This is a genomic window from Oceanobacillus sp. FSL K6-0127 (assembly GCF_037983385.1).
Taxonomy (GTDB): Bacteria; Bacillota; Bacilli; order Bacillales; family Amphibacillaceae; genus Oceanobacillus; species Oceanobacillus profundus.
The window spans coordinates 4,013,060-4,035,032 of the sequence record NZ_CP150287.1 but is presented as its reverse complement, the minus strand read 5'-3'; the positions used below and the strand labels follow the sequence as shown (position 1 = coordinate 4,035,032).

Genomic DNA, 21,973 nt, shown 5'->3' with positions numbered 1-21,973 from the left:
TTATTTACAGAAAGGATGATAGAAATGAGTTTGAGCTCAAAAATACAAGGGATTTTAGGGTTAGCAGCAATTGGTGATGCAATGGGGGCAGCAACTGAAAATTTATCGTTTGATCAAATCCGGACGCAATTTGGTCAAACGGTAACTAAATTTGAAAAACCGGGAGAAACAGCATTTGCATTAGGAAATGAGGCTGGACAAGTTACAGATGATTTTTCCCAAGTATATTTTCTATGCCAAGCTATTTTAAAAAATGACGGTATTATTAATAAAGATATTGTAATTAAAGCTATTTTGGATTGGTCAAATGTTCCTTGGTATTTTGATCGTTTTGCAGGTCCTACAACTCGAAGTGCAGTAGCAATGTATAAAGACCCCTCCTTAAAAATGAAGCCGCTACCAGGGGCTACAACGGTGGACTATGCCTCCAAAGCAACTAACGGGGCAGCAATGAAAATTGCGCCAGCTGGTATTTTATATCCCGATAATATAGAAGATGCTATTGATGCTGCAATTACAATTACACAGGTAACACACGATAACGCTTTGGCTATTTCTGGTGCTTGTGCAGTGGCTGCTACTACAAGTGCTTCTTTAGCACCGCATGCAACAGTAGATGAGGCTTTAAGTGCAGGTTTTTATGGTGCTTTACGTGGTGAAACGAAAGCGAAATTCATTTCTCGTGAAGTAGCAGGTCCAAGTGTTGTAGAACGTATCCGATTAGCGTATGATATAGTAAATGGTGTTGGTACAAAGGAAGAAAAATTACGTAAGTTATCACAAGTTGTAGGAAGCGGCTTGCATATTTCTGAGGCTGTGCCTTGTGCATTTGGAATTGTTGCTTTAAATAAGGACGATGCCTTGCAAGCAGTAATTGATGCTGTAAACATTGGATACGATACCGACACTGTTGCAACAATCGTAGGGTCTATGGTTGGTGCGTTTGTGGATTTAACCGATGAGAGTTTTATGTCTTTATATGAAACTGTACAACGTGCTAATGATTTTAACTTGGTAGAGTTAGCCAATTCATTAGCAAGTATAGTGAATACTATTGAAAAGAAGCAAAGTTAAACTTGATAGAGTTACAAATTTGTTAGCAAGTATGGTGGATGCTTATGAAAAGAAACAAAGTTAAATATTTGGCCATTTATGAAGAATTACAACAACAGATCATCAATGGAGATTACCTCGTTGGTGATCTGATGCCAGCAGAGCCTGACTTACAAAAACGATATAATGTAAGTCGGATTACTGTGAGGCATGCAGTACAATTACTGGTAGATGAAGGATACGTTGAACGGATTCATGGTGTAGGTACGATTGTTCTTAGCCAAAAAAAATCGTTGCAATTACAAAATCTATTAAGTTTTTCGGAGGAAAATAAAGAGTATAATTTACAATCATCGTTATTCTCATTTGAAGCGTCTATTCCAGCAAGTCCGCTGGTATGTTCCCAACTTGATTTGCCAAAAAGTGCGATGGTTAGTTGTCACGAACGAATACGTTGGATTGACGAAATTCCGATTAGCTTTCAACGTGTTTATTGTCCTTCGTTTATTTCTTTATCTGCTGAAGAGCTCAGTTCATCGGATGCTTCCTTGTATCAGTTGTTTCGCATAAAAGGATATATGGTGAAAAAAGCAAATGAAACAATTGAATCTGTAGTTGCGAATGAGGAATTGGCTAAAATTTTGAAAGTAGCAGAAAATAGCCCATTGTTATATGTTCAACGAGTAACAAGAGATGAACAAGATCGACTAATTGAATATGCTGAGTTCTTTTATAGAGGGGATCGATATCGGTACAATGTTCAATTGGAAATTCCATGATGAGGAGATAGGAAAGCATTTATCACTTGATAAACGAAAGCATTTTTTTACTGGAATCATTCCGGTATTTGAGCTATTCATTTAGAAGAAATTGTCTTATAAAACCTTGAACTATTATAGTGTAGAAAAACTAGCACTTAACTTCCATTTGATTATACCATAGCAATGCCACATAAAATCAAGGTCTTCATCTTGATTTCATGTGGCTTGTAAGTTATATTTTTCTGTTTCACACATTGTTACGGATCAATACTCTCCATAATTACTTTCTCAAAGTCAGCATTTCGTAGCTTCTTTTTTGCCTCTTTTCCCCAGCTTTTTACTGCTTCAATAGAAACTTCCTCTTGTTCAGCAATTTCTTTTAATGACTTGTCCTCAATAATGTAATATCTTATCCATTTCCATTGTTTTTCGGTTAATAATCTTTTAACTTGCTGCCAAAGATAATCATCGCTTTTGATATTTTCTTTCACAGTTAATCCTGGAAAATTAGTGTTACTCGCTTTATGATACACTTCTGCTTCAAACGTAGCTTCCTCCTCTCTGGAGGCGAGTACTTCTCTTTCAATTCTACGACTCTCTTTTCGAATTAAATCAATCAGACGATGGCGAATAATAAAGTTGAAGTATGTGGAAAGTGGGCCTTTATCTGGCTGGTAGTTTTTATATGCGCTCCACATCGAGATAAGCCCTTCTTGATAAAACTCTTGGTGAGGATCTTGTATGTTTAATTTGTGAAGGTGATAATGAATCCTACGCCTATTTTGCTCAAAAATTTCTTCAAATGTAAGTGTGTTTGTATTCTTTTTCATTTAATTTACACTCCCCATCATAAACGGTATTCATATCTATAATCGACCATTCATTACAATATGGGGTGCAAAAAGTGAAATTTTAGTTAATATTTTAAATAGACCTGTTACAGAACGTTTATTTTTGTTTGCGGATGAAGAGGGAAATGGATAAAGTAAGTTCCTTTTTGAGCAAACTCTGCGAAATTGATTTATAAAAATCCTCAATAAGCAATGAATCGATAATCTAATTACGCATTAATTCTAATAATGATGCCAAACAACCTAATTTTAGATGACATCTACACCTTAAAAGGCTTGCTGTGTTTAGTGTTTTCACACCAACAAAAAATCATCGGGCAGCAGCAGACACATATACCAAACTTTAAGACCCTTCGTATTTAGCAAATTGTTCAAATGTATTTTTATTTTCTATCAACCCACATACCCCGCATTGAATACGGTATTTTGGACCATTATACATCTGATGAAACATTTCTGTATTCTCAGATGTATAATCTTCGAGGACTTCCCCAGTCTTTGCATCGAGTTTGACAGGCGTTGCGATTTGCTCAATGATATTAAATCGAGATCTGTTTGTTTTGCAATTTGGGCAACGGTATGGCTTATTCATATTGCACCTCCATATTTCAATGATGATGGTCACTTTCTAATTTTAGAATGTGAAGAGAAAGATTCGTCTACTATTCCTTTGGGCGTGTTTATTATGGCCTATTTGCTTTTTTATTATTCAAGAAATGGTATGTTGGGAGAGTTTTGGTTTTAGCCAATGAGCTTCTAAAGGAATGTGTGGAGACTGGATTTGTCAAATTTAGCACGTTCAAAATTTCCGCAATCTCCTAGAAGGGCAGATAAAACGTTTCACAGTGGGAAGAACTCATTGCTATTGCTTGCCTCTAATAATTCCACAAATTCAGAGAGAAACACCGATAGTGGAAAGACTTCTATAGAAACGACTGCTGACAGCCAGAACCGATCACAGTGTAACGTAAAGAAGAATGGATAAAGTCGGATAGGCGTTTTGAAGTATAATAATAAGTGAAAAGATCAGTAAACTATTTTCTATATTTCTAAACCATGAGATGTATAGAGAAAGAAATGACAAAGCGAAAGATCTCGCTTTGTCAAAAACCTTTTCATTGCATCCATACGGTCTCACCAATCTATTTCGTCCCTATTAGACCATGTCTTTTGCCGTCAACTTTTAGAAGAATCCTAGAAACGTATTTTTGACAATACTGGATAATGATCACTCGGATATTGTCCATTTTTTTGGAAATCAATAATCTTGCTGGTCTCAGTCGTTACATTTCCTTTTGATAATACTCAATCAATTCGGTTACCCATTCCGCCGCCAGTTGGATCAACAGCATGCTTTAGAGATTTGTAACCTCTTTTTTGGGACAATTGATGATGATTCTTGCATTAATTACCATACGGTTTATAGTCCACTTCAACTTTGTCTTTTTCTTGGTAGGGGGAAAGCATAAAAGCAGCTTTAAAGTCAGTATCACCCTTATTTATTAAGTAGTGGACTTTTTTTGGCTCTACATGAATAAAGTCGCCTTTTTTGCAATGAAAGACCTCTTCATCAATATGAATTTCAAGCTCGCCTTCTAATATATAAAAGTTTTCTTCCATGATATGATGAAAATGTGCATTAAAATCTTGCCCTGGTTTTAACACTACGAGTCCGAAATTCATTCGAGGTCCTTTTTGTAAATATTTCGGTCCACTATCGCCGAATCTATAATCTCTATCGTTTTCATTAATAATTGTCATTACCACATTCCTCCTCTGTTATGACTAAACTCCAGGTGAACTCCACATGTGTTCTGTAAGCCCCTTGTCAGCCAGATTAAGCTGATGTAGATAAACACTTTCCCATTTTTCATATAACCTGCTATATATTAAATGATTTTCTTGTATTGGTTGATATTCCTTTTCAATCTTAACAACTTTAGAAATGGCATCTTGAAAACTATCGTAAACGTTAGCACCAATACCTGCACAAATTGCTGCGCCTAAGGCAGTTGATTCTTTAACAATGGGAACTTTTACAGGTTTGTTTAATACATCCGAAACGATTTGACACCATAAATCACTGTTGGAAGCGCCGCCTGCAAAGATAATTGTATCTGGATAGGTATTCGTAATGTCACTTACTAATTCAATATTACCCCTGGTAACAAAAGCAGCATTTTCCATAATGGCTCGATAAAAGGTTGCTTTATTATATTTTTCGGCATCTAATTTAAAATTTATAAAGCTAGGTGCAGCATGTTTCCAAGAAATATAGTTCATTTTATTAGAGAAAGTAGCAATCATTCCATAGCTGCCAACAGGAACTTTTGCAGCTCTGTTTTCCATTTGTTCGTAAACGTTTTGATTAATTTGATCTTGTATATACTTTTCTAATTCACAAAAACTATCCCTAAACCATCTCATCACTAAACCAGGATAAAAGGCGATGGCTTCATATTGCCATGTATTTGGTATGGCGTGACAATTAACCCTTACTCGAGCACTCTCATCTGGCTTGATGCTTGTTGTCGTATATTCATATTGCCAAAAGCTGCCTCCTAAAACAGCTGCATCACCCTCATGAATCACCCCCAGTCCAATGCATCCAAGCTGGGCATCACCACCACCAGCAACCACTTTTGTTTTCGTGCTTAATCCAGTTAATCCTGCTATTTCGTTTGTAACATTTCCAATGACTGTGCCGCTCTCATGTACAATGGGATAGATGTCATCTTTTATATCTACTCTATTAGCTAGTGTAGAATCCCATGTACGATTTTTAATATTAAACAGACCGGTAGTACAACCATTTGATGGTTCTACGGTAATAATATTTGTTAATTTGTAAGTGATCCAATCATTAAGCATTGTTACATATCTAGTCTTCTGATAAAGACTTGGCAGATTATTTTTTACCCAGAGAATTCTTGGGATAGCGCCTAAAGAGAAGGTTTGCCCTGAGATTTGATAGATTTCTTTTTCTATTTTTGGAGATGATTTATTAAGATTTATAACTTCATTATCAGACCTTGAATCTACATTCGCACATGCCCATAATTCAATGCCGTTTTCGTCGTATAGAACGATTGCTTCTCGCATACTCGTTGTGGAGATTGCAAGAATATGATTAGGATCAATTTTACTTTCTGTTATGGTCTTTTTAATTAATTTAGATATAATATTGAAATTCGTAGGAACATCAAAATTCATGGAACCTGGATATCGGGAATCTTCTTTATGCGTCCATTCGGATTGTGAAACATATATTTCATTTCCGTAAGTATCAAATAAAATGACTCGAACACTGCCTGTTCCAGCATCAATTGCCAATAAATACTTTTGCACCATAACCCATCCCTTCATTGTTTGATGATTATCCATTTCTAACGCAATAATTGAGTTGAATCTTATTGAGGAAAATCAATTTATTCTAGTAAGCTACGGGCAATATTTTCATCCGTTATTAAGATATCTACATAACCTCCTTTTAATGCTCCAATAATTGCTTCTTTTTTCTCAATACCGCATGCTACAGCGACAACATTATGCAAGGATTTCAATAATTGAATTTCTGTACTGACAAGCCTATTGTGTAAACTTAAATCTAAGACATCCCCGTTAATATCGTAAAACTGACTTAATAAATCGCCCACTGCACCGTGGGATTTCAAAATCTCCATTTCTCTTATACTGAGAAGCCCTTCCTTTACTAAAGTTGCTTGTTGATTCAATGCCCCAACACCTATTACTGTGAGATTAGAATAAGGAATCATTTCTAAGATATCTTTAATGGACTGTTCATTAACTAAATTCTCTGCAAGGGCAGCAGCTGAGACCATTAAAGGGGATGGCAGAATGTAATGATTGTAATTTGGATTGGTATAGTAATCAGAAGCTTGGTCGATAGCGGTTGGCATATAAAATTTAACCCCACCTGATAAAGATACAAAAGTTACTTTATATTTTGTAGATATTTTTAAACGGCCAAGTGTTCTTGAAACAGTTTCACCATAACCAATATTAATCATCGTATCGCTAGTGATTCTATCTTCTATATAGTTTGCGGCTGCAATGGTGAGACTATCTAAAGAATGATCATTTGCCGAAGGAACGATGTATACATCATCTAAACCAAATTCTTCGATTAATTTTGTTTGTAAATCCTTATCGGATACCTGTTCTAAATCAATTTTAAATTGAATGATGTGGTTCTTTTTTGCAATTTCCAGGTATTTAATAACTTTCATCCTTGAAAGGTTTAAAGCTGTTGCGATTTCTGTTTGAGTTAGTCCCTCGTTATAGTACTTCCAGGCTACTTTGACTGCAGTATCTTTCTCATACGACATCATCATCACTCGCTCTCTTTTCCACTGGTGTTCATTTTAATTAGGTGCAACAAATTATTTAGGCTTTAACAAATGTTATAAATCTGGATAGATTCTGTAGTGAAAAAATATGGTTCATTACGTTTATAAATCTATAGTTTATTGAGGGAATTTCTACAAAAATGGTTTCATAAATTTATTTCTGACTTGATTGGGTTGCAAGAAAACAATAATAATCTTATGCACGATTAATAATATGTATTAAGCAATCATATAATTACAAAAAAGAGAATACGCTTACGTAAAGTAAATTTATTGATACGAAAGTACTAAAGGGGGGAGAAATTTGAATGAGGCTAATAACCTTATTAATCTAGAGGGAATCTATAAAAGTTTTCATAAAAATAATGTGCTGAAAGGTGTTTCATTAAAACTTGCTCAACATGAAGTAATTTCAATCATTGGCGGTAATGGTGCTGGTAAAAGTACCCTAATGAAAATCCTAACTGGGGTATATCGACCAGACAGTGGAAAAATGGAAATTTGCGGGGAAAGAATTGATAATTATAACCCTGCTATTGCTCATGAAAAGGGAATCTATCTTGTACCGCAGGAACCTTTGTTATTTCCAAATATGACGGTTGAGCAAAATATTACATTTGGTTTTAAGAAATCGAAATATGAAATTAGGAAAGAAACGAAAAAATTATATGCAGCGTTAGGATGGGGGATCGATTTAACTCGTATAGCGTCTAGTTTAACAATAGCTGAGCAGCAACAATTAGAGATTATTAAAGGACTGCTTAGAAACGCCAAAGTGTTGATTCTAGATGAACCTACTTCTGCGTTGACCTTCTCTGAAACGAGATCATTGTTTGAAGTGATTAGAAAGTTGAAGGATTCTGCTGTAGGTATTTTCTATATCACACATCGTTTGGATGAGGTTTTTGAAATCTCTACTCATGCAGTTATTTTAAGGGATGGAAAGGTTACACTTAAAGGAAATATTAAGGACTTCACAAAAGACATGTTGATTGATGGATTATTGCCAGTTGGAAATAAATCAACGTCTCGTACTGCTTTTGAGAAAAAATATACTGGTCACCTGGATAGACCGCCAGTATTAACTGTTCAAAATATAAGTGGTGATGGATTTAAGAATATTAGCTTTGAGGTTTACCAAGGGGAAGTAGTTGGACTTGCAGGTCTTGTAGGCGCTGGCAGAACGGAGATTGCCGAAGCAATATACGGGATAACGAAATGTCAAAAAGGGAAAATTCTTTTAGGTGAAAAGGATATAACTCAGCTTGGTATAAATGAAACCGTTGCCAATGGCCTTTCCTATATTCCGGAAGATCGGTTTCTGCATGGGATTTTTCCTATCAGTTCCGTTAGAAATAATATGACAGCCCAGGTAATAAGAAGTAAAGGGGTTTTCATAAATCATAAATATGAAAAAGAAGTCACAGATAAATATATTGATAGATTACGAATTAAGATGGCAGATCATCACCAAGAAATTAAATCATTATCCGGTGGAAATCAGCAAAAAGCAGTCATTTCCAGAATACTATCGACGAATCCACATTTAATCATTATGGATGAGCCCACAAGGGGAATTGATGCTGCAGCAAGAAGTGATATTTACTCGATTATCCATAATTTAAAAGAAGCAGGCTTTTCCATTTTATTAATCTCCTCCGATTTAGAAGAGATCGAGAGAATTAGTGATCGAATTTACGGTATTTATCGGGGAACCTGTAATGCCTATCTTGGTTTTGAGGAGATTAATGCTGCCAATGTAATGAAGGTTGCATTTGGAACATATGAAGGAAGTGATTCCGATGCCGATATTTAAGACAATAATGCAGAAAAGAGAGTTTAGAACCTTATATTTTTTAGTAGCAATTTTTATCATTGCAGGGCTAGTGAACTCCGATTTCTTAGCGGTTGGCAATATCCAAAACTCTTTAAAAAGCAGCTTGCTTTACATTGTGCTGGCAGTAGGTCTGACAGTCGTCCTTTTAACTGGGAATATTGATATTTCAGTTGGCGGTACGTTGGGACTTAGTGCTGCAGTGAGCGGGATCCTATTAAAAAATGGCGGGAGTATTTTTGTTTCCATAATCGTTGCAATCCTCATCGGGGCTATTATTGGATTGATTAATGGATTAGGAGTCACCAGGTTAAATATTTCGTCCTTTATTATGACATTGGGAATGCTGGAAATTACTAGAGTGATTCAAGTTATTTATACAGATGGACAATGGGTAGAGAACTTGCCAGCAGGATTTAAACAATTGTCGCAAATGAATGTGCTAGGCGTGAATTTATTATTGCTCATCGTTATAGCTGGAGTTATAGTCACGCATTTGTTTTTAACGAGGAGTAGTAAAGGAAGGTATTTTTCTGCTATCGGTGACAATGTTGACGGAGCGATTTTGTTAGGGGTTCCTGTGAAGCGTTATGTGACATACTCTTTTATATTCTCCGGTGTGTGTGCCGCTTTGGGCGGATTAATATTTGCTAGTCAAGTAGGATTTATTTCAACAACTGCCGGTTTAGGGATAGAAATGACTGTAATTGCTGCTGCCGTTCTTGGTGGTGTATCACTGAGTGGTGGAGTTGGGACGGTCCTTGGTGCAACGATTGGTGCGGTTATTATGATATCCATTAACGCAGCACTTATATATATGAAGATACCTGCTTTTTGGAATGATGCCATTTCAGGATTATTATTAATAACAATTGTTGTAATTGATGCAGTACTATCTAGAAGAGCTGATAAACGTACGAAAAAAGAGCGATTAAGGGCAAGGGTGCTTCAGGAGGAGGTGTCAGTAAATGTCCCTGTTAAGTAAAATACCTAATTGGAATCTCGGTTTAATTTTTGTTCTGGTGTTAGAAATAATTATATTTGGACTAATCAATCCAAGGTTTTGGAATATCTCCATATTGTTAAACAGTTTCAATGATTTTATTGGAATTGCTATCATTGGTTTCTTTGTAACACTGGTCATGATTACTGGTGGAATTGATATTTCTGGGGGATCTGTAATTGGTTTAACGTCCGTGGTACTTGGGATTCTCTCTCAAGTAATCGGTATGAATATATGGGCTTCGATTATTCTCGCTATTGCAGCTGCAGGGTTATGTGGATTGCTAAATGGAATTCTCATTGCTTATGGACGTGTGCAGGCCATGGTTGTTACGTTGGGTGGGATGCTATTGTATAGCGGGATAGCAATTGTTTTGGTAGGAGTATCGGGTGTGAGCGCTTATGAAGGAATTTCTGGTTTTCCCGAGAGCTTTAGTTATTTAGCTTACGGCACCGTCTGGGGAATCCCGAGTTCGATTATTTTGTTTATCGTTTTATTTATTATTGCCTATATTCTATTGCATTTTACGAAGTATGGCCGCTATATATTTTTAACCGGGGTTAACCAGGATGCCGCAGATTACGCTGGTATTCATACGAAAAAAATAATTGCTAGTACGTATGTGTTGTCGGGCATAAGTGCTGGAATAGCAGGTACAATGCTGACTTCTTATTTGGGGAGTGCCAGAGCGGATTTTGGCTCTGAATATTTAATGTCCATCTTAACGGTCGTTGTTTTAGGAGGTACCTTAATTACAGGAGGGAAGGGGGGGATTATCGGAACAGCTCTTGCTAGTATAATAGTAGGTTTTCTCCAAGTTGGGATGCAAATGGGTGGGGTTTCAACGCAATATATTGGTTTGGCAACAGGGCTGCTTCTTATTCTATCCGTAGCTTTGCTAAGTATTTCATCTAGCGCAAAGGAGAACATGAAAAAATTATGGAGGCCAAAATCTATGAAGGAGGGAAATATATAATGGAAAAAAGAAGGTTAACATTATCTCTGCTTGGATTATTAATGCTTTGTTTCGTTTTGGTCGCTTGTAGCTCAGATGAGGAAGGAGCAGCTGAAAATAATGGGAAGGATGCGGAGGATATCGAAGTCGTGTTTATCCCAAAAATGACTGGTAATGCCTTTTTTGAATCTGGAAATAACGGGGCTCAAAAGATGGCTGAAGCGGAGGGATTTACGGTTAAGTATGATGGTGCACCTGAAGGTACTGTAGCAAATCAGGTACAGATTATCAATAGTGCTGTTAGTAGCGGTGCTGATGCGATTGCAATATCATCTGTGTCCGCTGATGGTTTGAATCAGGCATTGCAAAAAGCGTTAGATGCAGGTATTAAAGTGGTAACCTGGGATTCTGATGTGGATCCAGAATATCGATCCTTTTATATCAATCAAGGAACACCGGAGATCCTCGGGGCCATGCTGGTGGATATGGCTGCAGAACAAATGGATGACCCGGATGGAGAAAATCAAGTTGCATGGTTTTACTCAAGTCCAACAGTACCAGACCAAAATTCCTGGGTTGATTATGCGGAAACATATATTAAAGATAAATACCCTAAATGGGAAATTGTAACGAAGCAATTCGGAGAAGGAAATGAGCAAAAATCATTGCAAATTGGAGAAAGTATCATCGATTCATATCCAGATCTTGATGCGGTAATAGCTCCAGATTCGACGGCGCTTCCTGCGATGGCTCAAGCAGCAGAAAATAAAGGTTTAACTGCTGAAGACCTCATTATTACAGGTTTTGCATCACCAAATTCAATGAGAGGGTTCATTGAAAATGGAACCATTGTAAACCATGGTCTTTGGGATGTACAGGATCAGGGAGCGTTGGCTGTTTATATAGCCTATTATTTAGCACAAGGCAATACATTAAATGTTGGGGATACACTTGATGTACCAACGATTGGTGAAATTACAGTAGAGCCTAATACAATCCAAGGTTACGACTATGAAGCTGATGATTCAGGAATCATTGTCTTACCTGAACGAATCGTCTTTACAAAAGAAAATACAGCGGATTATGACTTTTAGCATTGCTTATATTATTTGAGGAGTGATTTTATGGCGGATATGGAAGGCAATAAAGATGCAAAGCGATTTGCCCAGGATGTAGCATTTGCTAATACAGGTGATTTCCATGTGAGAGGAGCTTCTAACTTAGATTGGGGTATGAAGGATCGCCTTTCGAGAATTTTTAATCCGGAAACAGGGAAAACCGTGATGCTGGCATTTGATCATGGATATTTCATGGGACCTACTTCAGGGTTAGAAAGATTGGATTTGTTGATTCCGAGATTAGCGAAGCACGCGGATTGTTTAATGGCAACAAGGGGAGCAATCAGAACGAGCGTCCCAGCGAATTATAATAAATCAATTGCATTAAGAATCTCGTCGGGATCGAGTATTTTGCAAAACGATTTAAGTCACGAAACGATGGTTGTAGATATAGAAGATGCGATCAGAATGAATGCTAGTGCAATTGCAATTCAGACTTTTATCGGTGCAGAGGGGCAAAAAGAAACGATTGAAGCATTAAATAAAGCAGTAAACTTAGGTTCTAGGTATTCGATCCCGACATTGGGTGTTGTGGCTGTTGGAAAAGAAATGGAGCGTACCAATCGTTTCTTTCTTTTAGCAACAAGAATGTTAGCAGAGTTTGGTGCGCAAATTGTAAAAACATACTACTGCGATGATTTTGAAAAAGTGGTAGCAGCCTGCCCAGTTCCATTAGTCGTTGCCGGTGGTAAAAAGGTTCCTGAAAAGGATGCGCTTACACTTGCGTATAACTCTATTCAATGTGGAGCTGCAGGGGTAGATATGGGAAGAAACATTTTTCAATCCGAGTATCCGGAAGGGATGATTCAAGCAGTTAATAAAGTTGTACATGATGGATTTACAGATAAAGAGGCTTATGCGTTTTATCTTGACTTAGCTAATGCAAACCTACAAGTTAATAAATAATTCTATAGGGGCTTCTGCTATTTTAGAGTAGAAGCCTTAAACAATGGTGCTTTTAATATAATTGGCAACATATAGTTAGAAGCAAAAAGAATTTCTTGCTGTTAATTATAACTCAGGCTGATAGCTAAGTGGTGGTGACAACTAAGCTTTCTAATAGCGAATAGTAACTAGGAGGTAATTTTAGATGGAGTTAGTATCTGTAAAAGGTATGCTGGACAAGGCTTTAAAAGAAAATTATGCAGTTGGTCATTTTGATGTTCACAATTTAGAATGGATACAATCGGTTTTAGAAGCTGCTGAGGAGTTAAATTCACCTGTTATTCTCGGTGTCACCGAGGAAGCAATTGATTATTTTGGCGGTTTTTCAGTTGCCAAAGAACTTGTAATTTCCGTTATAAGAGAGAAAGATATCACTGTCCCTATAGCTCTTCACTTGGATCATGGCTCAAGCCTAGAAAATTGCAAATCTGCCATTCAAGCTGGATTTTCCTCCGTGATGATTGATGCTTCAAAGTTACCTTTTTATGAAAATGTCATGACTACGAAAGAGGTCGTTGACTATGCACATAAGCTAGGGGTTACAGTAGAAGCTGAGTTAGGGAGTATTGGTGGAAAAGAAGGCGAGATCGTTTCTGATGCCCCTGTGTACGCAGACATAGATGAATGCATACAGTTGGTTACACTAACCAAAATTAATAGTTTAGCTCCTGCACTCGGATCTGCTCATGGACCATATAAAGGTGAACCAAAAGTTGATTTCAAGAAAATGAAGAAGATTAGTGAGTCTATTCAAATTCCATTAGTATTACATGGCGCTTCTGGTCTTTATCCTGAACAAATACAACAGGCTATATTATCGGGAACTGCAAAAATTAATGTTAATGCGGATAATCATCTTGCTTTCACAAAGCGAGTGCGCCAGTTATTAAATGAAAATAGGGATATGTATGATGCAACTTGTTATATAAGAGAAGGGAGAATGGCGGTTAAAGAAATGGTAAAAGAAAAGATTAGATTATTTGGTTCTTCTGGTAAGGCTTAATAAAGTGAGTGTTAGCTATATTCCACCTGTATAAGTGTGTGGATTTATGATGCTTACTTAGGAAATTTATAATAATTAATGAGCAAATCATATCGAACAGTACAAACCTAGTAAATTTAGAAGAAGGCCTTTTCCAAGATCCACCAAATTCCACTGATCCGCCAACAACTCTATTTTTGCCCAATATACTAGATAATACTTCTTCAGTTACTGCATTTTACAGGGATAGAAGTGTACTGTCTTCTGTTAAATAAGGTTAAAATTAAAAGAAGTTGCAGATTTCTTCACGGAATTAGAAGTGTCTTTCCAACAGAATAATAATGGGCTTTCAAAAGGAATGGATGTCATCTAAGCAGCTACGAGTAATTTCTCATCGATTCAGTTACAAGTGGAAAATGGAAAATATTTCATAGGGAAATATAGCTGCTACAAAAAAATGGTTGCAACGAGAAAATGAACATGAGTTTATTGGTGACTCTATTAAGAAAGCAGTGAAAGAAATTGAACCATTATGAAGCTTTTAAACAAATGGTACACGGTGTAACGAAATAAAACGTGTGATAAATCCTCAGCTACTCTTATAGATTAGGCTGAGGATTTTTTAGAGCTAAATAACGATTCGTGCAATTTAACCGGTCTCTATCAAATGGTACGATGTTCTCGCCATGGCACGTTGTAATTACCTATTATTTATCCCATGCTGCAAATAAACGATTTCTTCCGCCAGTGCTTGAATCCTTTCCGAAACACGTTCATCTATAATTGCATCACTATCTTCATTAAAAGAGTTATTGTGGACAAAGACATTACCTGTTGGAACTAAACCTTTGAAGTAAGATAAGATTGATCTTAAATGGTATTCCATGACAAGAAAATGTCTGTTTGACCATCCAGTTGCAACCATGCCGGTTACTTTATGTTTAAATGCATATTCCGGTAAGTGGTCTAACAAATTTTTTAATGCACCTGAAATAGATGCTTGATAAATCGGTGTACCAAATATGAGGAAATCGGCAGATAAAATCTTTTGAACAACATTCCAAGTATCTTCGTTATATGCTATTAATGGAGATCCATTAAATAAATCAATTTCATAGTCCCTTAAGTCGACTAATTCTGTCTGTATGTTTGAGTCAAGATGTTGAGCAGCGACTAAAACATCATTTACAACGATGGATGTCTTTTCGCCAGCTAGTGCTCCTGATACGCCGACAAGTTTCATTATGGTTACCTCATTTCAATTATTATTCTTTCAATTGGATATAGTATAGTATGAGTTTATCATTTGAGGAGGGAAGGTTCTATTCTTAGGTTTGTGTTAGAGGTGTGAATGAGTCAAAAATAGTACTATGTTTGGTAATGTATTCATTGCGATAATAAAAAAGACTACTATAAGTTGGTTACATACTTTGTACCCATAAAAAGAAAAGTGAGGTACTAACGATTCATTCTTCCTGTTTTGTATATAAAATTACCTAAAACTTATATATCATAAGTAATAAATACATTGGAGGGATGAACAGGAAAATGGAAAACCAAAATGAAGTATTGGAGAAGAAGAAAGGGAATAATGAAAATGAAGGAAAGCTAGGTAATTACTTTCAATATGTGGTGCAAGTCATAAAGGATCCAGACCATCTTCTTTCAGATGAAACGCAAAGCAAGCAGCAATTTGGTCTTATTACATTAATAGCTTTTCTTGGTCTTATTTTACTAAGTAATATTGTTGGCATTTTTGCATATCTAGATGCGTTGCGTTACCTTGGATTCAGTGATTACTTCGATTATTTTGAACGGACTATTGCTTATGCGGCAGCACTAGCATTATTGATGTTTGTTTTTAAAAATGTCGCTAATAAAAATGGTAAAACATATGATTTAAACTTTTTCTTTGAAAAGCTGGGAGCACTACTTGTCGTTCCAGCCATCTTATTAATCGTATCCATCCCGTTAGAGCTAGTAGACATTACAATTTATTCATGGTTTAGTTCATTAGCGTATACATTTTTGCATTTATCCATATTTTTAATTTCTTACTTCTTTGTTGCAAAAAACAACTTGAAGACAGCGGTATTATTTGTTGCTGGTTTTTATTTTGTTTATCGAGTTATTTTTTTGATTCTTTAAGAGTGAGGCATTTGCTAGTTTAGCTGGCGAATGTCTTTTTTTTTTTAAAAGGGAGTTTTAATCTCTACTTAAGAATCTTTCATGCTACCGAAGTTTCATGCAATACCTAACTCTGGTGCTACATTTTCCCACTTCATGTTGAAATATGACTCATCTTATATTTAACTAACCTTAGGGAGATTATTACATCCGCTGAAGACAATGTTAAAGTAAACCTAGATATAAAGGAAATTTGTGATATCCAATCGAACTATTGTCATGCACTTGATCATATTGAAGATCATGAAATAGAAGGAAAAGAAACCAGAAAAAATAAGACTTTTTATTATGCACCTGATTAAGATGGAGCAGCCTTATGAGGCATTAAATGAGGAGTTAGGGAGGTAGATTTTAGGATGGAGAGAATCTATTGCGTTTTATGTCTAGAGTAAATATTATTAAAGGGATTGCTTTTTTTAGAGGCAATCCCTTTATGGGTTATATACTTTAAACATTGCAGGATATGAGGGCTTTCCGCTACATTTCAGGGAAGTCGCATATAAGTCTTGAAGGAAACGGTACACATACATTACGAAAAACATTTGGATATCTTTTTTATAAGTAATTCAAAGAAGTAGTTTTGCATCAAGACTTATATAGGGGAGGGTAGTTGGTATCTTGACACTACGGTGGTATGAGAGGGCGGGGGTTAGACACCCCCGCCTCCTAGAAACTCAAAATGCCTATTCATCTTGCATACGTTCATGCAGTTCTTTCTTAGCCTCATCCACTATATCAGGGTTCATAAACAATTCCATTGCGGTTCTCGCCATAGCCTTACTGCTAACTTGTATACACCTTTTTCCGGAGGAGGAGTTGGCGAGATCTCTAAATTGCTCGGTGTGATTTGAAATTTTAAAATCAGGGAAAATAGTGACATAAGGATTGCAAATTGGAATTACTCTTGAAACATTACCTAAATCCTCTCCACCATAGTCATAAGGCATACCATCCATAACGGGCTCATTTATAGATATTAGTTCATTTCGGCAAACTTCAGATAATGTTTTATTAGGAACTCTTCCTAAATAACCAGGAATAAATTCAATATTAACCTCACAACCAGTAGCAATAGCTGCGCCTTCAGCACATTTCCTCACACGTTCAGTATAATCATCTAGATCACTTAATTTGAAACAGCTGAGTGATCCTTCTATTGAAGCAATATCAGGTATCAAACCTGTACTTTCTCCACCAGACTCTATAATCCCTGATAGGCGAAAATCTGATTTTGTATGCTGTCGTAATAAACCCGTTGCTACAAAATATAAATTTGCGGCATTCAAGGCATTGACACCTTTACTAGGATGTGATGCGGCATGTGCAGATTTCCCTTTGAATTTTATTTTTATTCTCTTAGAAGACATACATTCACCCGCAAGTCGTGTTGTATCACTAGTTGGATGCATAAATAAAATAGCATCAATACCATCCCAGGCATTTTTTTCGAGTAATTTTATTTTGCCCCCTCCAAACTCTTCGGCAGGTGTCCCCATTACAACTAATGTTCCGGGTACTTTTTGTTCTTCCATATACTTTTTTATTTGAACAGCTGTACCTAAAGCAGTGGCGCAAATTAAATTATGTCCACAAGCATGACCAATTTGAGGCAAAGCATCATATTCAGATACCACAGCTATAGTTAGCTCCCCCGGTTCATATTGATATACTGCTTTATAAGCAGTTGAGAGCCCACCTAAGTTCTCTTCTACCACAAAACCATTTTTTCTTAGAAAATCACATTGAATTCGATAAGCTTTTTCCTCTTTGAACCCAAGTTCGGGATTGGAATGAACATATTGTGCGATTTTCCAAAGTTCATCAAGTCTCGAATCCAAATAATCATCGTATCGTAGTTTCATAGCTTCTTTTTCCATATAATAATCCTCTCACTTATTTATTGATGTTTAACTGCCTTGTAATATTCCAAAGAACCCAGTAATTAATGAAATAACAATTAGCCACATGATAAGCCTGTTATAATACTGTCCTCTCAATTTAAAATAAAAATATATGCCAAAGACAGCTGCAAGAGGTAATATACCTACTAAAATTTGATCTAATATATCTTGAATAACAATTGGCTCAGCATTTTTAAAAGTGAACTCTAAAGGAGTGGAAACTTTTATATAAGTTGATGAAAGTGCTCCCATCATAAACAATCCTAAAATACTAGCACTGTTAATAAGATTGTTGATTAATCCGGATTTCATTAACTTTGTAACAGAGTCTTTTCCTAATAAATATCCAGATTTCATCATACCGTATCCTATTAGTATAACTGCTAAGGGGAATAAAAACGGCACAATACCTCCGATAAATAGTCCACTTAATGCTAAAGAAGAAGCTAGAGCTAGAATAATAGGCTTTAAGGTTCCCCAAATTAATGTATCTCCAATACCAGCAATTGGTCCCATTAAACCTGTTTTAAATCCTGTAATAACTTCTTCAGAAAGCGAATCTGAAGAATCTTTGCTTTTTGCTTTTTCTTCCTCCATTGATAAAACGACACCATGTATAACGGCACCAAAAGTTCCTTCAGAATTATAAAACTGCAAATGTCGTATTAAAGCTTCTCTATATCCTTGATCATCATCTTTATATAACTTTTTTAAGCTCCCAGATAGAGCATTGCAAAATGCCAATGCTTGTAAACGCTCATAAGAATTACTAACTTCTACTGATAAATACCATCTTGCATAGGTCTTCATTAAATCTCTATTAGTTAATTCGCGTTGCTTTTGTATTTCATCTAAATTAGAAGACATTATTAATTAACCTCCTTCTGCTTCTGTTTAATTGAATTAAACATGGTGAGAGCTGCGACACAGAAACCAAATGCTGCTGCTGCCATAACGTCAACTTTTAGATAAGCGACTAAAAAGAATCCAATAAAGAAATAAGGCATTATCTCTCTTTTTCCTATAACCATTATAATAATGGCAAACCCTAGAGCTGGAAGTATCCCACCTGCAACGCTAAAACCATCTATTATCCCTTGGGGTAAAATGTTCATTATACTTGTAACAGCATTAGCACCAAATAAGGTAATAACGAAAACAGGAGTAAACGTTAATAGAAATATAGTTATGGTTGGATACGTAATTGCGCAATGGAAAATTTTCCTTGTATCCATAACTTGTGCATACTTCTCCGCTTTTGATACCCAGTAAGAATTTGAAATTCTTCTTAGTTGGTCAATAAATATTCCTAGAATACCAAAAGGAACTGAGAGTCCGACAGCAACTTCTACATTCATACCGGTCTGTAAAGCAATCGGGATAGCGATTATTCCTGCGAGTGATTGATCGGCAGGCATATTGCCTCCTGTAAAAATAATACCAATATAAATTAGCTGTATTGTAGCACCAATGATCAGGCCTTTTTCAACCTCGCCATAGACCAACCCTAGAATTAAACCATAAAAAATAGGTGAACCTGTTGCTTGTGATAAACCATAACCAAGACGACTAGTACCTATGAAATATAAAATGCCGCATAATGCCGCTACTAATAAATTCATTGGTGGTGCACCTCTTCCCTAATTTTTATTTTTTAGAGAATCCAATTTTTCTAAAGCCTTTTTTAATTCCATTTTTGGTTCATCTGGTACTTGATGCAAATATACATGGCAATTATTTTCTTGATCTAATTCTCTTAACAAATTAGCGTCTTCTTCGTTTAATGTAATTGGTCCAAATATAGCCTTTCTTCCTGGACCAGCCCCTAAACCACCAATTTGTAAATCCTTAATTGGAACTCCTCCCTTTATAGTTTTAAAGGCTGTTTCAACATCTTTAAACAAAATGAATAATTTCCCATGTCCCATCTCGTTTTCTACCCAATTGTTTATTGCAGATTCAACCGAATAAACATTTACCTCTATATTTGATGGGGCTGCCATTACATATATGCTTCTCATAAATTCATCTTTAGCTAAATTATCATCTATAATCACAATACGATTTGCAAAAGTTTGGCGCACCCATTTAGTAATTACTTGACCGTGTATTAAGCGAAAGTCTACTCTTACCAATTCTATTTGAGCCATTAAAATCTCCTCCTAGGTAGTTTTTTGCTATTTTGGTAAAACATATATAAATTATATTTATACTTGATCTGGGTCAGGTGCTAGTACTTTCAAATGTTGGCAGTTCATAATTGCAGCCTCATTAATTTCTTTTATACTTTCATCTGTGAAAGGTCGATTTTGTCTTATAATGGCTTCAATCAACATTATTGCGCTTAATCCGGATAATATATGAATTTTATATTTCTGACTTAACTTTAATGCAGCATTTGACGTTGTACCGCCAGCGATATCAGTGATAATTAAAGAATTAGCTGGCATTTTTTTAATCTTTTGCTCTACCTTTTTCAAGAAGTCCTCTGGTGTATCAGAAGGATTTAGAGCTATTTCACTTACTCCTTTTATTTGACCAATTATCATAGTTAATTTATCTATAAGTGTTTCTCCCCACCCCCCGTGAGTTAATAATAAAATTTCACTTTGATAAGATTCGTTTGACAAAATTACTCCTCCTTTTAAGGTTTCTTAGGTTAATATTTATAGTTGGGTTTTGTAAGTAAAAAATTTAATTTGTAAACGTTTACAATAATAATCTGTTAAGAACAATTAATTTTGTTAGTAACTTGGAAGGCCCTTAAAACTGCTTAATCCAATATATAGAATATTTTTTCTTTTATTCGCGTTTTCGTAAAAAATTTTTCGATGATTTATCTTAAAGAGAGGAATATCAAGATTAGGAAACTACATATAATCCTGTTTATAAGGTGTAAAAATATGGATTGTACTTTTATAACCGTTTTTAATTCTTTGATAAATAGTTGTAAAGAGAAGGCTTAAGAGGTGTACTTTTGAAATCTTTTATATTAAATGTTTCAGTTAAAAATTATATTTTTAGGAGGTAATGTACGTTGAATAATACCCAACACTGTTTAGTAAGTATTCGTAACAATTATGGTCACTTTAGTGATAAAGAACGCTTAATTGCTGATTTTATATTAAAATATCCTGATAAAGTTATTCATTATACAATAAACCAAATCTCAGAGAAACTAAGTATAGCAGACTCCACAGTTTTTCGATTTTGTAAACGAATTGGTTTTAAAGGTTTTCAATCTATGAAAATTGCCCTTGCAGCAGAGGTTGTTGCCCCTATAGATAATATCAACGAAAAAATAGAAGAGAAGGATAGTGTTGGAGTAATTTCTGAAAAAATTTTTCGTTCCAATATTAAAACAATCGAAGACACACTTCAAATCCAGGATGAAAATCTTATTATAAAAGCAGTCAATGCTATAATGAAAGCAGATAGAGTGCATTTTTTCGGATCTGGAGGGTCAGCCATTGTAGCCCTAGATGCGTATCACAAGTTTATAAGAAGTGGAATTAATGCCAATGCTGATTTGGATTCCCATCTTCAGATTATGTCTGCCTCTCAGATGAAAGATAAAGATCTTGCTGTGCTTATATCACTTAGTGGTTCAACAAAAGACTTATTAGACATTTCACAGGTGTTAAAAAACAACAAAGTCCCTATTCTAGCCATTACCAATTTTGCAAAATCATATTTAGCGGAGAGAGCAGATATTGCTCTATATACGGTTGCTGATGAAACGGACTTTCGATTAGAAGTACTATCTTCTAGAATTGCTCAATTATCTATAATTGATGCGCTTTATACAAATGTTATGATTTTGAGAAAAGAATTGGGGCGATGTGCATTACAAAAAATGAGGGAAAGTGTGAGCTTAAAACATTTATAATAACCCTTAATCTAGTGCAATTGACTAATTTAAGTAAGAAAACATCCTGAAGAAATTTACTTGAAAAAATTGATTGGAGATAAGTTCCTTTGTTACCTAAAGCACTGAGAAAATCAATGAGTAT

21 protein-coding genes are annotated in these 21,973 nt (G+C 35.6%); 10 read left to right on the top strand and 11 right to left on the bottom strand.

Going from position 1 to position 21,973, the window contains the following annotated elements; all coding sequences use genetic code 11:
* The first annotated feature begins 24 nt into the window (after nt 1-24).
* Both MHH64_RS19705 and MHH64_RS19700 read left to right on the top strand, forming a co-directional pair.
* Nucleotides 25-1,074 carry an ADP-ribosylglycohydrolase family protein gene (locus tag MHH64_RS19705; protein WP_340002288.1) on the top strand — a complete coding sequence of 350 codons (1,050 nt, stop codon included), beginning with the start codon at nt 25-27 and terminating at the stop codon, nt 1,072-1,074.
* Nucleotides 1,075-1,118: 44 nt separating this feature from the next.
* Nucleotides 1,119-1,832 carry a GntR family transcriptional regulator gene (locus MHH64_RS19700; protein ID WP_340002287.1) on the top strand — a complete coding sequence of 238 codons (714 nt, stop codon included), beginning with the start codon at nt 1,119-1,121 and terminating at the stop codon, nt 1,830-1,832.
* A 239-nt stretch (nt 1,833-2,071) separates the two neighbouring features.
* Here MHH64_RS19700 and MHH64_RS19695 read toward each other — a convergent pair whose 3' ends face one another.
* From MHH64_RS19695 to MHH64_RS19675, 5 genes are all read right to left on the bottom strand, one after another.
* Nucleotides 2,072-2,644 carry a sigma-70 family RNA polymerase sigma factor gene (locus tag MHH64_RS19695; protein WP_340002286.1) on the bottom strand — a complete coding sequence of 191 codons (573 nt, stop codon included), beginning with the start codon at nt 2,642-2,644 and terminating at the stop codon, nt 2,072-2,074.
* A gap of 364 nt (nt 2,645-3,008) precedes the next feature.
* Nucleotides 3,009-3,257 (bottom strand): DNA alkylation repair protein, encoded by a 249-nt coding sequence (locus MHH64_RS19690; RefSeq protein ID WP_095313818.1) that lies wholly within the window; start codon nt 3,255-3,257, stop codon nt 3,009-3,011.
* 812 nt (nt 3,258-4,069) lie between these two features.
* Nucleotides 4,070-4,426 carry a cupin domain-containing protein gene (locus MHH64_RS19685; protein WP_095313819.1) on the bottom strand — a complete coding sequence of 119 codons (357 nt, stop codon included), beginning with the start codon at nt 4,424-4,426 and terminating at the stop codon, nt 4,070-4,072.
* A gap of 24 nt (nt 4,427-4,450) precedes the next feature.
* Nucleotides 4,451-6,016, bottom strand: coding sequence for an autoinducer-2 kinase (lsrK, locus tag MHH64_RS19680; RefSeq protein ID WP_340003293.1), 1,566 nt, complete (start codon nt 6,014-6,016; stop codon nt 4,451-4,453).
* 77 nt (nt 6,017-6,093) lie between these two features.
* Nucleotides 6,094-7,020: a sugar-binding transcriptional regulator gene (locus MHH64_RS19675; RefSeq protein ID WP_340002285.1), complete on the bottom strand. Its 927-nt coding sequence runs from the start codon at nt 7,018-7,020 to the stop codon at nt 6,094-6,096.
* 319 nt (nt 7,021-7,339) lie between these two features.
* Here MHH64_RS19675 and MHH64_RS19670 point away from each other — a divergent pair, with 319 nt between their 5' ends.
* From MHH64_RS19670 to fba, 6 genes are all read left to right on the top strand, one after another.
* Nucleotides 7,340-8,851, top strand: coding sequence for a sugar ABC transporter ATP-binding protein (locus MHH64_RS19670; protein WP_340002284.1), 1,512 nt, complete (start codon nt 7,340-7,342; stop codon nt 8,849-8,851).
* A complete protein-coding gene (locus tag MHH64_RS19665; RefSeq protein ID WP_340002283.1) occupies nt 8,838-9,854 on the top strand; it encodes a sugar ABC transporter permease in 1,017 nt (338 codons plus the stop codon). Before MHH64_RS19670 ends, MHH64_RS19665 begins: the two co-directional genes overlap by 14 nt.
* Nucleotides 9,838-10,848 carry an autoinducer 2 import system permease LsrD gene (locus tag MHH64_RS19660; protein WP_340002282.1) on the top strand — a complete coding sequence of 337 codons (1,011 nt, stop codon included), beginning with the start codon at nt 9,838-9,840 and terminating at the stop codon, nt 10,846-10,848. Before MHH64_RS19665 ends, MHH64_RS19660 begins: the two co-directional genes overlap by 17 nt.
* Entirely contained in the window at nt 10,848-11,921 is a 1,074-nt protein-coding gene (gene lsrB, locus MHH64_RS19655) for an autoinducer 2 ABC transporter substrate-binding protein LsrB (RefSeq protein ID WP_340002281.1), read from the top strand. The genes MHH64_RS19660 and lsrB overlap by 1 nt, the downstream gene beginning before the upstream one ends.
* 30 nt (nt 11,922-11,951) lie before the next feature.
* Nucleotides 11,952-12,851, top strand: a complete 900-nt coding sequence (lsrF, locus tag MHH64_RS19650; protein ID WP_340002280.1) for a 3-hydroxy-5-phosphonooxypentane-2,4-dione thiolase — start codon at nt 11,952-11,954, stop codon at nt 12,849-12,851.
* Nucleotides 12,852-13,035: 184 nt separating this feature from the next.
* Nucleotides 13,036-13,893 carry a class II fructose-1,6-bisphosphate aldolase gene (gene fba / locus MHH64_RS19645; protein WP_340002279.1) on the top strand — a complete coding sequence of 286 codons (858 nt, stop codon included), beginning with the start codon at nt 13,036-13,038 and terminating at the stop codon, nt 13,891-13,893.
* Nucleotides 13,894-14,572: 679 nt separating this feature from the next.
* Here the strand turns inward: fba and MHH64_RS19640 are convergent.
* Nucleotides 14,573-15,115, bottom strand: coding sequence for an NAD(P)H-dependent oxidoreductase (locus MHH64_RS19640; protein ID WP_340002278.1), 543 nt, complete (start codon nt 15,113-15,115; stop codon nt 14,573-14,575).
* A 305-nt stretch (nt 15,116-15,420) separates the two neighbouring features.
* On the opposite strand from MHH64_RS19640, the gene MHH64_RS19635 reads away from it, so the two are divergent.
* Nucleotides 15,421-16,020 carry a hypothetical protein gene (locus tag MHH64_RS19635; RefSeq protein ID WP_340002277.1) on the top strand — a complete coding sequence of 200 codons (600 nt, stop codon included), beginning with the start codon at nt 15,421-15,423 and terminating at the stop codon, nt 16,018-16,020.
* A gap of 722 nt (nt 16,021-16,742) precedes the next feature.
* Here MHH64_RS19635 and MHH64_RS19630 read toward each other — a convergent pair.
* From MHH64_RS19630 to MHH64_RS19610, 5 genes are read right to left on the bottom strand one after another with little or no spacing between them, the layout of a single operon-like run.
* Entirely contained in the window at nt 16,743-17,936 is a 1,194-nt protein-coding gene (locus MHH64_RS19630; protein ID WP_340002276.1) for a M20 family metallopeptidase, read from the bottom strand.
* Between the two features lie 30 nt (nt 17,937-17,966).
* Nucleotides 17,967-18,827, bottom strand: coding sequence for a PTS system mannose/fructose/sorbose family transporter subunit IID (locus MHH64_RS19625; protein ID WP_340002275.1), 861 nt, complete (start codon nt 18,825-18,827; stop codon nt 17,967-17,969).
* Between the two features lie 2 nt (nt 18,828-18,829).
* Nucleotides 18,830-19,582: a PTS sugar transporter subunit IIC gene (locus tag MHH64_RS19620; RefSeq protein WP_340002274.1), complete on the bottom strand. Its 753-nt coding sequence runs from the start codon at nt 19,580-19,582 to the stop codon at nt 18,830-18,832.
* 18 nt (nt 19,583-19,600) lie between these two features.
* Entirely contained in the window at nt 19,601-20,110 is a 510-nt protein-coding gene (locus MHH64_RS19615) for a PTS sugar transporter subunit IIB (RefSeq protein ID WP_340002273.1), read from the bottom strand.
* Between the two features lie 57 nt (nt 20,111-20,167).
* Nucleotides 20,168-20,590 carry a PTS sugar transporter subunit IIA gene (locus tag MHH64_RS19610; RefSeq protein WP_340002272.1) on the bottom strand — a complete coding sequence of 141 codons (423 nt, stop codon included), beginning with the start codon at nt 20,588-20,590 and terminating at the stop codon, nt 20,168-20,170.
* Nucleotides 20,591-20,997: 407 nt separating this feature from the next.
* Between MHH64_RS19610 and MHH64_RS19605 the strand changes: the two genes are divergently transcribed.
* Nucleotides 20,998-21,849 carry a MurR/RpiR family transcriptional regulator gene (locus tag MHH64_RS19605; protein ID WP_340002271.1) on the top strand — a complete coding sequence of 284 codons (852 nt, stop codon included), beginning with the start codon at nt 20,998-21,000 and terminating at the stop codon, nt 21,847-21,849.
* Nucleotides 21,850-21,973 lie beyond the last annotated feature (124 nt).